Source organism: Ruegeria sp. E5 (assembly GCF_056534105.1).
In genome coordinates, this window is record NZ_JBQFPA010000001.1 from 1,478,364 (window position 1) to 1,492,356 (window position 13,993).

The following is a 13,993-nucleotide window of genomic DNA, read 5'->3' on the forward strand; positions in this document are numbered from 1 at the left end:
TCACCTCACCTGCAACCCGAATCCTGACGATCCACCTCTTCATCTGGCCAAAAATACCTCGGAGCGCGAGGCAGAGCCTCGCATCAGCGATCTCTCTCTCGCGCTCCGTTCGAATGTCAGCTCAGCGCCTCGTTACAGCGCCCGCATACGCCCGGATGGGCGTGCAGCCCAACATCAGGAAGGATTTTCCAGCAGCGCTGGCATTTGTCACCTTGGGCTTTTTCGAACACTACAGCTACGCCTTCGATTTCCGGCACTCGGAACGCCTCGGCCGGGGCCGGATCGCCTGTGACGGCCAGACCAGAAGTGATGCACATGTCATCCACGTCGAAGGTCGCAAGCAGATCGCGGGTTTCCTGATCTTCGACATGCACGATCGGTGCGGCCTCAAGGCTGGATCCGATCACCTTGTCCTGACGTTGAATTTCCAGCGCAGCGGTCACGGCGCGGCGCACGCGGCGGACTTTGGCCATGCTGGCTTCCAGTTCTTCATGGCGCCAATCAGCGGGCGTTTCAGGGAAATCCATTAAATGGATCGAACTATCATCGGCCGGGAACCGTTCCAGCCAGACCTCTTCCATAGTGAAGACCAGAACTGGGGCCAGCCATGTGGTCAGACGGTGGAATAGGATATCCAGCACAGTCCGCGCGGCACGGCGGCGTAGGCTGTCACCGTCGCAATAAAGCGCGTCTTTGCGGACATCGAAATAGAACGATGACAGGTCAACCGTGGCGAATGTGAATACGGCGCTGAATACACCCTGGAAGTCAAATGCTGCATAACCTTTGCGCACTTGCTCATCCAAATCGGCCATTCGGCTTAACACCCAGCGTTCCAGGCGCGGCATATCTTCAGGCGCAACCCGATCCGCTTTGGTGAAGTCCGCCAGCGAGCCCAGCATGAACCGCATGGTATTGCGCAGGCGGCGATAGCTGTCGGCTGTCCCTTTCAGGATCTCCGGTCCGATCCGCTGGTCGGCGGTGTAATCGGTCTGAGCCACCCACAAGCGCAGGATATCGGCGCCGTATTGTTTAACGACCTCTTCCGGCACGATGGTGTTGCCCAGCGATTTGGACATCTTGTTGCCCTTGGAATCCAGCGTAAATCCGTGGGTCACTACGTTGCGGTATGGTGCACGCCCCTTGGTGCCGCAAGCCTGCAGCATCGACGAATGGAACCACCCGCGGTGCTGGTCGGTGCCTTCCATATAGACGTCAGCGATACCGTCCGCGGTCCCGTCCTCACGATCACGCAGCACAAAGGCATGGGTCGAGCCAGAGTCGAACCACACATCCAGCACGTCGAACACCTGATCGTAGTCGTCGGGGTTCGCGATACCGTCGAGGATCTTCTCCTTGAACCCGTCCGTGTACCAGACGTCTGCGCCATCCTTCTCAAACGCGGCTTTGATGCGGGCATTGAGTTCGTCATTGCGCAGCAGGTAGTCCGCGTCGGTCGGCAATGCCCCCTTCTTGGTGAAGCAGGTCAGCGGCACGCCCCAGGCGCGTTGGCGCGACAGGACCCAGTCCGGGCGTGCTTCGATCATGGAATACAGACGGTTGCGGCCGGTCTGCGGCGTCCATTTCACCAGTTCATCAATCGAGCGCAGAGCACGTTCACGGATGGAGTCGCCCATCTCGCCCATGCCGTCCTCCAGCTTGCGGTCGACCGAGGCAAACCACTGCGGCGTGTTGCGGTAGATGATCGGCGCCTTCGAGCGCCACGAATGCGGATAGCTGTGCTTGATCTTGCCGCGCGCCAGCAGCCCGCCGACCTCGGCCAGCTTGTCGATCACGGCCTTGTTGGCATCACCCTCACCGCCCTTTCGAGACAGGATGTATTTGCCACCAAAGAACGGCAGATCAGCGCGGAAGCTGCCATCATCCATCACGTTATAGGTGATGACCTGCTCCAGCATGCCCAGATCGCGATAAAGCTCGAATTCCTCCATCCCGTGCGAAGGTGCACAGTGGACGAAACCGGTCCCTTCGGTGTCGGTCACGAACTCAGCGGCGCGGAAATCGCGAATGTCGTCCCATTCGCCGTTGCCACCTTCGGCCCCGGCCAGCGGGTGGGTCAGCTGGATCTTGGCCAGATCTTCCTGCGTTACATCGCACAGACGGCGATACATCGTGTCATCCAGACGCGCGCGCGCAAACACATCTGCGGCGCGGTCATCGGCCAGCAAGTAACGCTCACCGATCCGCGCCCAGCACTCCTCGGGGCGTCCAGTGACTTCGTAGAGGCCATAGGAAATACCCTCGCCATAGACCACGGCCTTATTCGAGGGCATCGTCCATGGGGTCGTCGTCCAGATCACCACATAAGCGTTGTCCAGCGTCACATCGCCGGTGTTCACAACCTTGAACTTCACCCAGATGGTGAAGCTTTCCTTGTCGTGATACTCGACCTCGGCCTCGGCCAGAGCCGTCTTCTCGATGGGCGACCACATCACGGGTTTCGAGCCTTGATAAAGCGTCCCATTCATCAGGAACTTCATGAACTCGTCTGCGATCACAGCCTCGGCGTGATAATCCATGGTGATATAAGGATCGGGCCAATTGCCGGTGATGCCCAGACGCTTGAACTCTTCACGTTGGATGTCGATCCAGCCTTCGGCGAACTTGCGGCATTCCTGACGGAAGTCGACGATGTTCACCTCGTCCTTGTTCTTGCCCTTCTTGCGATACTGTTCCTCGATCTTCCATTCGATGGGCAGACCGTGGCAGTCCCAGCCAGGTACATAGCGTGAATCGTAGCCCATCATCTGATGGGACCGAACGATCATGTCCTTGATGGTCTTGTTCAGTGCGTGGCCGATATGCAGGTGGCCGTTCGCGTAAGGAGGGCCGTCATGCAGGGTAAAAGGCTTGCGGCCCTCTTTCTCGCGAAGGCGGTCATAGACGCCGATCTTCTCCCAGCGGTCCAGCCATGCTGGCTCGCGCTTGGGCAGGCCTGCACGCATGGGGAATTCGGTTTTCGGCAGGTTCAGCGTGTCTTTGTAGTCAGGTGTTTCGGCGCACATTTGGGGCGTCCTCAGGATGTTCTGGTCGTGTATGGATCGAAGCGGTCAGTGCGATAACTCAAGCACCTTTGCCCGGCGTCTCGCGATATCAGAGCGCCGGGGATATAATTCGAATAATGATGGCCAGCCGGTCAAACATGGCCGCGCTTATAGGACGCCTGCTCTCAATGGTCCAGAGGTTCCGGGTCTTGCGACGAATGGCGCAGCTTGGCCCAGCGATTGAGCCATGCAAGACCCGCCAGTGCGAGACCGAGCGCCAACAGCGAAAACACCCGGATCAGCCCGCCCAATCCGGCAATATCGATCAGAAACACCTTGGCCACCGCGAGGCCAATCACGGCCAAACCGGCCTTACGCATCAAATCGGACCGGCGGGCCAGCGACTGGTAGAACAACCCTGCGCCGACCACCAACAAGGTGATGGTGTATGAATAAAGCTCGGGCTGGGTGACGCCGTTGCCTTCATACATGCCACTCGCCCCCTGCCAGACATGACGGATTGTAAGCCCCAGCCAAAACGCGATCAGGGCACCGGCGACCCCATAACTGATCTGCTTCAGTAGCACGGGCTGCGTCACGACGCGCCAAGCCGAGAAGCCGATGGCCAGCGCAGGCAACAGATAGGCCACCGCCAACGTGTTCAGCACCGGCGGGCCGAGCACGGGATCGGCAAATGGGTCGAGCAACGGGTTAGCCTCAGACAAAGCCTGAACCAGACGCATCATGCCGTGTGCCGCAAAGAACGCCGCGAGCGCGTAACGCGCGTAGTTCAGCTTACCGCCAAGCTCGAACCGCTGTATTTGTGCAAAAGCCAGCAGCAGCCAGATCACTGCAAGCAGCCCCAGCCCCCAGTGGCTGTCTGTAGCGCCGCCTTCTCCGAAGCTTTCCAGCCAGCGCAGCAACAAGAGCGATAGCAGTATTCCCGCCGTTGCCCAGGCTGCGCTTTCAAGCAGCAATGAGGCAATCGGGCGGTCCAAGGACCTTAGCAACGCCCACCCCATGATGAACCCGGCAACCGCTACCGCATAGACCAAGGTCATTTCGATCAACGGCGCGGTTTCGGCCCAATCGAGCCCCGGGTCGAGCACAAGCCGTACGGTCACCGTGAACACACCCGCCCAAATGAACCAACTCATCGGAGCCAGAACAAATCGCCGGTCCAGCGCCGCGGCCACAACAATCATGGCGACAAGTGCTACCGTCAAAGCGGCAGAGCTGAGTACGATGATGCAAGCAAAGCTAAGGCACGATAGCGCAGACAGAGTTGCCAGGGCAGGCCGCATCCGTTTCTCACCATCGGCCCGCGCAAACCGTTCGGCCAAAACCACCATCATCGCGCCTAATGCGATTGCGTGTAAGGCCCACGCATAAGCTCCGATCACGTTTGCAGGCTGCCATCCTACTTCAAGCGCGATCGCCAGCGTCGGGGCATATAGGGCTGCACCACCGGCCCAGACCACAGCGTAGCGCCCGGCGTGGAAGGACCGCCACGCAGCGAGCACGCTGATCAAGGCCCCGAGGGCAACCAATAGCGTGACTACCCAAGGATAATCGGCCTCGGCCGTTTCCACGTATGTGTCGGCAAAGCCGCGCCACACGGAGCCACCGTCCAACCCGTGCAGCAGAACAAACCAGATCAGACCCAACGCAGGCAGCACCGTCACATCCTGCAACGCACGCGCAGCTTTTGTCCAAAGGATCAGCGCCAGTATCAAAGCGGTAAACAGTGCAACGCCCAGCCAAAACTCACCGCTTGAATCCGACCAATGCAGCGACAGGATGATGGAACTGGTGAGAACCGCACCAAAGGCAATTCGGGTTGGAAACTCGGGCCATGGATCCCCTTTCCGTCGCCGGATGACCTCGGCAATCATCGGGCCGGTGTGGTCGGGCCAGATACTGCGCACGGGTATCGCCATCGCAATCAGCGCCAGTGCTGTCACACAGGTCAGATACCCCGGTTCCGTGGAGGGGGAAGACAGCACCAGCAAAAACGCCGCCCCGTATGCACCTACTAGCGTCAAAATGGAAATCCATGCCCAACGCCTGACGGTATCGATACCCAAGCCCAAAATGGCGATGATAAAGAAATAACCATAAAGCCAATTGGGATCGTCCGATGCGCCTCCAACCAAAAAGGGCGCGGCAAAGGCTCCAATTAGGCCTACGGCGGCGAGCAGCGGCCCGTGGAACCATCCCAAGACCAACGCAAACAGAGCGATGATAACGAGACCGGCCAGAGCGGCCTCGGGGCCGATCAGATCATAAAGCTGGCGCGCGGCCAGAACCCCTCCGAACAGGGTCACCAGACCTGCGCCCGAGAAGACCGATGGTAAATAAGCGGTCGACGCGTCCTCGTCATCGCCAAAGCGGCGGCGGATCACTTCACCTGACCCAATCAGCAGAAGGCCAAAGATCAGGGCTGCGGCGACCCGCGCGGTGGGTGGCAACAGCCCGTTCTCAACCCCGTATTGCACCAGAAATATCCCGGCCAAGGCCAGTGACAGCGCCGAAACCGCATAGAACCAGTTCTCACGCAACCACGCGCCCAGCGCGGCGATCTTTTCCTCACGAAAAACGATGGTGGCAGGAGGATCGGCGGCCTCAACGGCCTGCGGCGCATCCGATGGGCTTTCGTCAGTGGTAGACGAGGTTTTCGCCGCGGCCCAGGGATCATGCTTGGTTTGCATCGTCTTCGGCTCCGGCCTTGATGTCTTGGAGGTTTCGGCGCCGCTTTCCGGTATTTGCCTGGCCAATTGCCGCTCAAGCTGATCGACGCGCTTACGCAACCGCGATTGACCAATCAGCAAAGCGATGATCGAAACAGGAATGGCCAGAACGATCAGACCAACGAGGACAAGCAAGGATTCCAACCGAAACCTCCGGGATACGATGCGCCAAACGTACCGTGCAGACAGGCTGGTTTATAGTCTGGAAATGCGCATGGATACCGCCTGCTGCACAGGTAATCGGCCTATAAAAGCAGGATGTGAGGGCGTGCCAGCATCAGCCAAGGGATCGCCAGCACTGCGGCAAAGGCCGGAATACCGCAAGCGAACCATCTGCGGAACAGTTTGTCGTAACTGCTTGGCAAGGAGGTACCATCCCGATCAGCCTGCCTTGCATAATCCCTCAGACGCACCTGAATCCAAACCACCGGCAGCCAGAACAGGCCGGTCAGTACGTAAAGCAGCAGTGATATCGCGATCCGACCCTCCGACAGCAACCAGCCCAGTTGCCAGGCCAGCAACACGCCGGTGATCAGCTGGAAAATGACTGAGGTGGCCGTAATAACTGTGTCGGCCAGCACCACGATTCCCGCCGTATGAGCAATCACCCGTGCATCTGCCGTGCGGTGCGCCATCAGCATGAAAAAGGCGATCCCCGCGCAAGTGCCCAATAGAACGCATGCTCCGATCACGTGAAGCCAACGCAAGATCAGATCCGGGTCCATCAGCGGCTCTCCAACATGGGTCGCGTGATCAGTGATAGCATCAAAGCCGGCGCTATCTTGACCAACGGCCCCAAAGGGTCGAGCCACAGTTCAGGCACCGTCACCGTGGCGGCGATCAGATAGAAAGCGGCGATTGCAGGCTGCGCGAGGCAAGCGCGCGCGGCCCACGGACGCCACAAGATTGCCAGCCCCTGCGCGATATTGATCATCGACCAAAACACCACGCTCGCGTTGCCAATCCCAACGGGCCAACCATTGCGCGAGAGTATCTCGGCTGCCCGCGATAGCCCCGTCAATCCGCCGCCGACTTGAAATCACGTAGATCCCCCGAGATCAGCGCAATATCCGGAAGGACCCTCTCAGCCGTCTTCTGGCTGCGCACAAGCCCCTTCACACAGGCGCCATCCGCATGCAGCGACCGAACGACCGCAGCACCGATGAAGCCATAAGCGCCCAGCACCTAAACAGTTTTCTCAGGACGGTCCGTAGCCACGAGGTGCCTCGCATTAGTTTACAACACCTTAGCGGATCAGATTCTGAGGACCAGCCTGATCATCCCGCCCGCGACAACAGCACCATTCAGGGGTGAAACAACGAGCCAACCCAGAAAGCGATGGCTGCCGCGGCACCCCCGATCAGCAGGGTTTCTCCGCCTGATCGCCACCAGGGGGCAAGCGACCACCGGCTTTTCATCGCGCCAATGGCAAAGAATACGCCCGCAGTCATCCAGGCTGATACCGTGAACGCATTTGCAACGGATAAGAGGAACGGCAACAACGGAATCATCCCCGCGATCAGAAAGGCAAAGAACGTCGCCATCGCGGCTTTGAGGGGATGCGGGTCGACGCTGCCCAGCCCGTATTCGCCCTCGATCATCAGGTCGACCCAATTGTCGTGGTTCGAAGTGATTTCAGCCGTCGCGTCATCCAGAACGCTGCCTGAAAGGCCTTTTTGTGCGAGGATTTCGCGCACCTCCTTTCGCTCGCCATCCGGATACAACTTGATATGCCGTTCCTCGATGGCTCGAATACGGTGGATGTTATCGAGCTCGGCCTTGGTTCCCGAGTAGTTGCCCGCCGCCATCGAGAAACCATCCGCCAGCACGTTGGCCAGCCCAAGTGCCACGATGACAAAAGGCGATAAACCTGCCCCGGCAACCCCGGCAACGATCGCGAATGTCGTGACTGAGCCATCGATGCCGCCATAAACCACATCGCGCAGAACCCCACGACCCGGAGGCGCATTGATCCGTTCGAAAATCTCTTGCTGGCTGTGGCCGTGTTCGGTCATGGCTGGCTCCGTCCTGTTTATGCAGGACAGGTTCAGGCACGGCCTTGCGCCAGATCAAGTCCTGGAGAACAACCCGCTGAGCGCGCATTTGATCATGCCACGGGTCGAGGGCTGGTGGCGTTTCGAGAAAGGCAAAGGTCGACAGACCTCCATCGCAGCGACACCCACGCGGGCGGTGAGCGCGCCGTTGACCAGCCCCTCACCGAACCGGCGCGACAATTTGCTGAGAACCGAGCCGCCCAAAATCGGCTCCAGAAGATCATCCCCCACTGCCACCGCGCCAGTTGCAATCAGATGCACGAATACGGCGCGGGTTAGGCGCCAACTGCCCAAGAAACCTGCGCGACCGCCATAGATTTCCGCAATCCGCCGGATCATGCGCAATGAACTTGCCAGCGCCGTCGCTACATCCGCCAGAGCAAGCGGGACCAGAGCGGTCACGGTCGCGACCTGCCGCGCTGCGGCCTCGACCTCGCGGCTGGCGGCAGCATCCAGCGGGGCCAGAATCTCGTCTTCGGCCAAGCTCAGCAGGGTTGCCGCATCGAATTGCTCTCCCATGCGTTCGGTCAAACGGTCGCGACCCCAGCGTGTTTCATCGCGTCCCTTATAGAACGCAATCAGCCGTGTGGTTACAGCGCGGGCTTGCGACAAGTCCTCATCTGTTAAAGCTGTGTCCGCCGCGCGCCGCAGCCCGTCGACGCGAGACAGACGGCTGATTGCGGCCAACTCGCGCAGTGCAATGATCAGGACGACCAGCAACAGCGCAGCGATCAGACCGGTGACGATCCAACCCAGAATTGGTGCGCGTTCCAGCAGAGAGATGGCAAAATCCCATGCGGCGACCGAGACCACCGCCCCCACAACGGCTAATGCCAACCCCCAGAACCAACGCGCCAAAACCGAAGGTTTCCGCGCTGCAAACCGCACCGCTGACTGCATCGCCTGCCCCTGCGGAGGCGCGATGTCCGGAACAGGAGGCGCGGTCGAGACATCAACTGCCGAGGCATCGTCTTCCAGATCAATCAAAACGGGGCCTTTAGCCATCGACCAACTCCTCGCGCGTCCAAACATATCTGATGTCGGGCAGGTTTTCGTCATTTTCGGACCCATCGCCGCGTGCGACCTCAACAAAGCCGTTGCGCTCATAGAACCGGCATGCGGAAGGATTGGCCTGAAACGCATACAAGTTGAGCGTGGGACGCTGTGTTTTGGCACGATCCAGCAATTGCTGCCCGATCCCCTGCCCGCGCGCCGAGGCCGCCAGATAGAGCGACTGCACTTCGTCCCCATTCAACGCCAGAAATCCGGCCACCTGCCCCTGCATTTCGGCCACCGTGACCCAGCCGAGATCAATCATCCTGCCGCAAAACGCAATGGTCTCGGCCTCAGAATGCAGTTCAGGCATCCAGTCGTTTTCGCGGGCGAACCCATGCAGAATAGCGCCTGTGGTTCCGGCATCGGTACTGCGAGCAGGACGAAGGATCACGTTCACAGCCGGTCTCCGATCAGAAACTGCGCAGCCCGGTCCAGCCGAATATGTGGCGGACCATCACCAGGATTCAGGGTCAAATGTGCGGGTGCAAAGGCCATATTGCCATAGTCGTCGCCCAGCCATCCCTCGGCCCCATTGCGCGCGGGGCCCAGCAGATGGGCAGGGTCCTCTGGCAAATCACCGGGGTAAAAGGCCGCCTGCTTACCGCTGTCTAGCAGAGTGCCACGCACGCATGGCAGTTCTACGCCGTTATGGCTGCGCATCTCTTCCGTCGTTGTCCGAAGTGAAGCCAACGATAAGGCCGCAGTTTCAGCCCCGGCAAAGCTGGCGCGGTCGCGGGCCTCACGGGTCAGGGCCTCAATGATCGCGGTCAGGCGCGGGTGCTGCAGATGGTGCAGATGGTCCGCTTTGGTGGCCGCAAACAGAATACGCTCGACCCGCTTGCCAAGCAGCAGCCTGTTGAGCCATGCGTTGCGACCGGGGCGGAAGGCCGACAGGATATCGGCCATCGCGCGGCGCATATCCTCGACCGCTTGCGGGCCTTTATGGATTGCCCCCAACGCATCTACCAGAACGATCTGCCGGTCGATCCGGGCAAAGTGGTCGCGAAAGAAAGGTTTGACCACACGCGATTTGTACGCCTCGTACCGCCGCTCCATCTCGCGGTGTAGTGAACCCCGAATTGACACCCCCGACACCGGGAGCGGCGCGAATGTCAGCACAGGAGACCCGGCCAGATCGCCCGGCAGAAGAAACCGACCGGGAGTGCAGTCATAGAAACCGGCATCACGCGCGGCATTAAGGTAATCGGTGAAGCTGCGGGCGAGGTCCTGCGCCTGCGGCTCATCATGTGGCGCGGTTGGGTCGGTCGCCTGAACCTTTGCCATAAATGCCCCTGCTTGTGGGCGATTGGATATGTGTTCCAGCGTGTCCCGCGACCAATCTTCATAGGATTTGTCCAGTAGGGCCAGATCCAGCAGCCACTCACCCGGATAGTCCACAATGTCCAGATGCAATGTTCGGGGGCCCTGCAATCCCGAAAGCAGACCTGCGGGCTGGACTTTGAAGGACAGGCGTAACTCGGAAACAGCACGCGTGCTGTCCGGCCAGTGCGGCGCTGGTCCGGTCAGCGCGGACAGATGGGATTCGAAATCGAACCGGGGCACGGTGTCGTCGGGTTGCGGCTGCAGATAGCTGGCGGTGACACGCCCCTCTTGCTGCGCCACAAGACCGGTCATGCGGCCCCGATCCAGCAGGTTGGCGGCCAGAGATGTGATGAACACTGTCTTACCCGACCGCGCCAATCCCGTCACGCCCAGCCGGATGACCGGTTCGAAGAATGTCTCGGACACACGGTCACCCACGGATTCGACGCCGCGCACCAGACTGTCTGCCAAAGATGAGATGACCAAGCTGTCGCCCCGCAATTATCGTTTTGCCCAAGATAGGTAGCGGTTGCGGCACTTGCCAGAGCTTTCGCCCCCTTGCCCGTCCGACCAAGGCGCGATACCAGCGCCCCATGCCCAGATACGCGCTGCAAGTCGAATACCAAGGGGAACCGTTTGCCGGATGGCAGCGGCAGAAAGAACTGCCGTCGGTTCAGGGCGCGATCGAACTCGCCCTATCGCGGATCGAACCCGGAGAACACACCATCGCCGCCGCCGGTCGTACCGACGCGGGGGTTCACGCGCTAGGACAAGTGGCGCATTGCGATCTGGTCAAAGAATGGGACCCATTCCGCCTATCCGAAGCGTTGAATTATCACCTCAAGCCGCAGCCCGTTGCCATCGTGAAAGCCGCACGGGTGGATGATGACTGGCACGCGCGGTTTTCGGCGCTTGAGCGGCAATATCTGTTCCGCATCCTGATGCGTCGCGCACCTGCAACCCACGACAAGGGGCAGGTCTGGCAGATCAATCATTCTCTGGACGTCGCGGCGATGCAAGCCGGGGCGGATATGCTGATCGGGCGGCATGACTTCACCACCTTCCGGTCCTCCATCTGTCAGGCCGCCAGCCCGGTCAAAACACTGGATGAGTTGCGGGTGGAACAGGTTCAGGGCTTCTCGGGGGCCGAAATCCACTTCCATGTTCGCGCCCGATCGTTCCTGCACAATCAGGTACGTAGCTTTGTTGGCACGTTGGAGCGCGTGGGGGCCGGAGCTTGGACGCCCGAAGACGTTCGCGATGCGCTTGAGGCGGTTGACCGTGCGGCCTGTGGGCCGGTTTGCCCGCCGCAAGGATTGTATCTGGCACGGGTAGGATATCCCGAACCGGTGTTTGGCTAAGTCTACAAGGCCCGCAGTAGCAGCCCGCTTGCAATCACGGCGATGATAAGACCCGCAACCAGTTCGATGGTCGGGGCCAGTACCGATGCAAAGCGCGTAGCCGAGGCTGAGGCCAGCAACCCGCCGCGCAACCCAAAGGATGCCCATCCGACCAAAGTGGTGACGGTTGCGGTGCCTAAAGCCATGGCGAATGCGCCTGCGATGCCGACCATTGCGATACCCATCTGCCATGTCAGGATCAGCACAAACAACGCGCCCGTACAGGGGCGTGCGGCTATACCAGCGATCAGGATCAACGCCTCGCGAAAGCTGCCGACCTGAGCGACTTCTTCGGCCGTCGGGCCGTGGCGGTGGCCGCAGTCAGCGCAAACCTCGTGGTCGTGATGATGGTGGTCGTGATCATGCGCATGGTGATGGTGGTCGTGCATTTGAGAGGCTTGGTTTTTGTGACGCCGCGCAAAACTGCGGATGGCGCGGAAAACCAGCCACAGGCCTATAGCGGCAATTGCGCCGTAGCTGATCGGTGCCATGACCTGTTCGGTCGTGCCTACAAGCGACTCGCGTGACATCTGGAATACCAATACCCCGGCATAAACCAGCACAACCGCCGTCACTGCTTGCCCTAGGCTCGACAGGACACTGATTGCAGACAACCGCCAAAACGCGACACGACGGCCAAGCCCGTATCCTCCGATCAGAACCTTGCCATGGCCCGGTCCGATGGCATGAAAAAACCCATATGCAAAACAGACCGTCAGTAGCGTTGCCACAGCTTCGGGCTGCTCGGCGCGTGCTGCGCGCAGGGCGCGGGCGATCTGGTTCTGGAATTCGCGCTGCTCTCCGGCAGCCCAAGCGGCCAGATGGTCAAAACCACCGCTGCCCCAGAACCACAGCAGCACCCCGCAGGCGATGGCAACGGGAACGATCAGGTATTTGGACATGAAAGCCGAATCTCGGTTGCGAATTTCTCACCGACCAGAGGGATATCATTTTCTTCAAGGTCATACTCGGCATCCAGCGTCAGCAAAAAAGCCTGCATCTGGGCCAGTTCGTTGTCGATATCCGGATCGTTGCGTTCGATATTACAAGTCGTGGGGCCTGAAACCAGAACCGGGCGGGTCACTTCGTATGCGGTATAAAAGCTCTCATCAAACGCTTTGATCGACAGCGCATCCGCGGGAACGGGGTCTCCTTCGATCGCGCGCAGATGTGTGGTCACGATGCGGGCATCCTCGGTCGTGGCCTGCGGCTCAAGCGGGCCAGAGAGCGGGATCACATTTTCGCCCATGCGGATGACCAGATCGCCATTGTAACCTTCGACCCACTGCGCGTCGAAGCCACTTAGAAACTGCTCTTCGGCCTCGGTCAGCACGCCATCTGCATCCTGATCCAGTCGCATGTCTTCCAGAACCAGCAATGAATAGAACTCATCATAGGCCCAGGTCACACGCACATGGGTCAGGTTGCCTGCGTCATCGACCATGAACTCTAGCCCCGTGTCGATAAAAACATGGGGATGAGCCAGTGCCGGTGTCGGCAGAAGGCAGGTCAAGGAGAAGGCAAGCCAGCGCATGTTGCAAAGATAGAATGCGCAGCGGGTATCGGCAATCCTACTAAACACCAGGCTGCAGAATCCCGCCATTTACTCCGGCGGGAACAGGACCAATGTCTGCAAAGCCGTCCCAACTGGCCCCTGCGTATCAAAAAGAACTGACTGCGACATACCGATCCCCGAGGGTTGCCAGTGCGAGATCGAGTCAGAGGCCAGCCAGTCCGAGACAGGCTCGCGGTGGACTTGCACAGTCAGGTCGGTATTCATGAAACCCATCTCAGATGTGGGCGCGTTCCACGATATGCCATTGCCGCAATCTGCAAGCGGGCAGAGCGCTTGGATCGGCGACGGGTCCTCTCCTTCCAGCAAGGCAGGTGTACGCATCCAGACGGTTTTCGGACCTGCCCCTTGCTTGCCATCAGCGGGATAGCCGATCTGGGAGTGATGGGCAAAACCGGGCAACTGATGGCGCATCTCACCGATCGGAAACGGGCCATCGACCATATCTTCGACCCTGGGCGCGGGCAGTTCGACATTGGGCACGGCCCCAAGGTCTTTGCGCACCATATGCATGGTTGTGGCGGTGGCGCAAAGCGTGTCGTCCAGATCATGTACGGTGACCCGTGTGGTCGCCAGCGTCTTGGTATGACGTGTCGTCTCTGCCGCGACTCGCAAACCAGCCAGAGGCAATGGACGCAGCAGATCGACGGTCAACCGGGTCAACATCTTCTCAGGGCCAACTTCGGTTTCTGCCGCCCGCACGATCAATCCGCTGACTGGCCCAGCATGGCAATGATCGGCTGACCAAGGCCCGCGCGTGGGGTCATTTCCGACAAACACACCCTGCGCATTTTGGTGGAAATACGCCTTCCCCAACACATCCGATGTCATT

General features: G+C 59.8%; 13 protein-coding genes. 1 reads left to right on the forward strand and 12 read right to left on the reverse strand.

The window, feature by feature from the left end; genetic code table 11:
* Nucleotides 1-116: 116 nt before the first annotated feature.
* From ileS to ACR0BI_RS07530, 9 genes are all read right to left on the reverse strand, one after another.
* Nucleotides 117-3,026: an isoleucine--tRNA ligase gene (gene ileS, locus ACR0BI_RS07490; protein WP_170733274.1), complete on the reverse strand. Its 2,910-nt coding sequence runs from the start codon at nt 3,024-3,026 to the stop codon at nt 117-119.
* A gap of 164 nt (nt 3,027-3,190) precedes the next feature.
* On the reverse strand, nt 3,191-5,899 hold the full coding sequence (locus ACR0BI_RS07495) for a DUF2339 domain-containing protein (protein ID WP_480561146.1): 2,709 nt from the start codon (nt 5,897-5,899) through the stop codon (nt 3,191-3,193).
* Nucleotides 5,900-6,000: 101 nt separating this feature from the next.
* Nucleotides 6,001-6,480, reverse strand: a complete 480-nt coding sequence (locus tag ACR0BI_RS07500; protein WP_480561145.1) for a DUF2269 family protein — start codon at nt 6,478-6,480, stop codon at nt 6,001-6,003.
* The gene (locus tag ACR0BI_RS07505; protein ID WP_480561144.1) at nt 6,480-6,776 is read right to left on the reverse strand and encodes a DoxX-like family protein; all 297 of its coding nucleotides are present in this window, start codon (nt 6,774-6,776) and stop codon (nt 6,480-6,482) included. Before ACR0BI_RS07505 ends, ACR0BI_RS07500 begins: the two co-directional genes overlap by 1 nt.
* A complete protein-coding gene (locus ACR0BI_RS07510) occupies nt 6,773-6,940 on the reverse strand; it encodes an NAD-dependent epimerase/dehydratase family protein (RefSeq protein ID WP_170626484.1) in 168 nt (55 codons plus the stop codon). The genes ACR0BI_RS07505 and ACR0BI_RS07510 overlap by 4 nt, the downstream gene beginning before the upstream one ends.
* Before the next feature lie 119 nt (nt 6,941-7,059).
* Nucleotides 7,060-7,770: a VIT1/CCC1 transporter family protein gene (locus tag ACR0BI_RS07515; protein WP_170404431.1), complete on the reverse strand. Its 711-nt coding sequence runs from the start codon at nt 7,768-7,770 to the stop codon at nt 7,060-7,062.
* 54 nt (nt 7,771-7,824) lie between these two features.
* A complete protein-coding gene (locus tag ACR0BI_RS07520) occupies nt 7,825-8,814 on the reverse strand; it encodes a YcjF family protein (protein ID WP_480561143.1) in 990 nt (329 codons plus the stop codon).
* The gene (locus tag ACR0BI_RS07525; protein WP_170404436.1) at nt 8,807-9,262 is read right to left on the reverse strand and encodes a GNAT family N-acetyltransferase; all 456 of its coding nucleotides are present in this window, start codon (nt 9,260-9,262) and stop codon (nt 8,807-8,809) included. The genes ACR0BI_RS07520 and ACR0BI_RS07525 overlap by 8 nt, the downstream gene beginning before the upstream one ends.
* Nucleotides 9,259-10,674: a YcjX family GTP-binding protein gene (locus tag ACR0BI_RS07530; protein WP_480561142.1), complete on the reverse strand. Its 1,416-nt coding sequence runs from the start codon at nt 10,672-10,674 to the stop codon at nt 9,259-9,261. The genes ACR0BI_RS07525 and ACR0BI_RS07530 overlap by 4 nt, the downstream gene beginning before the upstream one ends.
* Before the next feature lie 107 nt (nt 10,675-10,781).
* Between ACR0BI_RS07530 and truA the strand changes: the two genes are divergently transcribed.
* Nucleotides 10,782-11,549, forward strand: a complete 768-nt coding sequence (truA, locus tag ACR0BI_RS07535) for a tRNA pseudouridine(38-40) synthase TruA (RefSeq protein ID WP_170511437.1) — start codon at nt 10,782-10,784, stop codon at nt 11,547-11,549.
* A 2-nt stretch (nt 11,550-11,551) separates the two neighbouring features.
* On the opposite strand, the gene ACR0BI_RS07540 is transcribed toward truA, so the two are convergent.
* From ACR0BI_RS07540 to ACR0BI_RS07550, 3 genes are all read right to left on the reverse strand, one after another.
* Nucleotides 11,552-12,490 carry a nickel/cobalt transporter gene (locus tag ACR0BI_RS07540; protein ID WP_480561141.1) on the reverse strand — a complete coding sequence of 313 codons (939 nt, stop codon included), beginning with the start codon at nt 12,488-12,490 and terminating at the stop codon, nt 11,552-11,554.
* Nucleotides 12,475-13,122, reverse strand: coding sequence for a DUF1007 family protein (locus tag ACR0BI_RS07545; RefSeq protein WP_480561140.1), 648 nt, complete (start codon nt 13,120-13,122; stop codon nt 12,475-12,477). The genes ACR0BI_RS07540 and ACR0BI_RS07545 overlap by 16 nt, the downstream gene beginning before the upstream one ends.
* A 69-nt stretch (nt 13,123-13,191) precedes the next feature.
* The gene (locus ACR0BI_RS07550; RefSeq protein WP_170626490.1) at nt 13,192-13,992 is read right to left on the reverse strand and encodes a thioesterase family protein; all 801 of its coding nucleotides are present in this window, start codon (nt 13,990-13,992) and stop codon (nt 13,192-13,194) included.
* Nucleotide 13,993: the final 1 nt, after the last annotated feature.

Excerpts from the sequence above, each read along its gene's own strand:
- ileS (WP_170733274.1), bottom strand. The coding sequence starts at position 3,026 with ATGTGCGCCGAAACACCTGACTACAAAGACACGCTGAACCTGCCGAAA.
- ACR0BI_RS07500 (WP_480561145.1), bottom strand. The coding sequence starts at position 6,480 with ATGGACCCGGATCTGATCTTGCGTTGGCTTCACGTGATCGGAGCATGC.
- ACR0BI_RS07515 (WP_170404431.1), bottom strand. The coding sequence starts at position 7,770 with ATGACCGAACACGGCCACAGCCAGCAAGAGATTTTCGAACGGATCAAT.
- ACR0BI_RS07520 (WP_480561143.1), bottom strand. The coding sequence starts at position 8,814 with ATGGCTAAAGGCCCCGTTTTGATTGATCTGGAAGACGATGCCTCGGCA.
- truA (WP_170511437.1), top strand. The coding sequence starts at position 10,782 with ATGCCCAGATACGCGCTGCAAGTCGAATACCAAGGGGAACCGTTTGCC.
- ACR0BI_RS07540 (WP_480561141.1), bottom strand. The coding sequence starts at position 12,490 with ATGTCCAAATACCTGATCGTTCCCGTTGCCATCGCCTGCGGGGTGCTG.
- ACR0BI_RS07545 (WP_480561140.1), bottom strand. The coding sequence starts at position 13,122 with ATGCGCTGGCTTGCCTTCTCCTTGACCTGCCTTCTGCCGACACCGGCA.
- ACR0BI_RS07550 (WP_170626490.1), bottom strand. The coding sequence starts at position 13,992 with ATGACATCGGATGTGTTGGGGAAGGCGTATTTCCACCAAAATGCGCAG.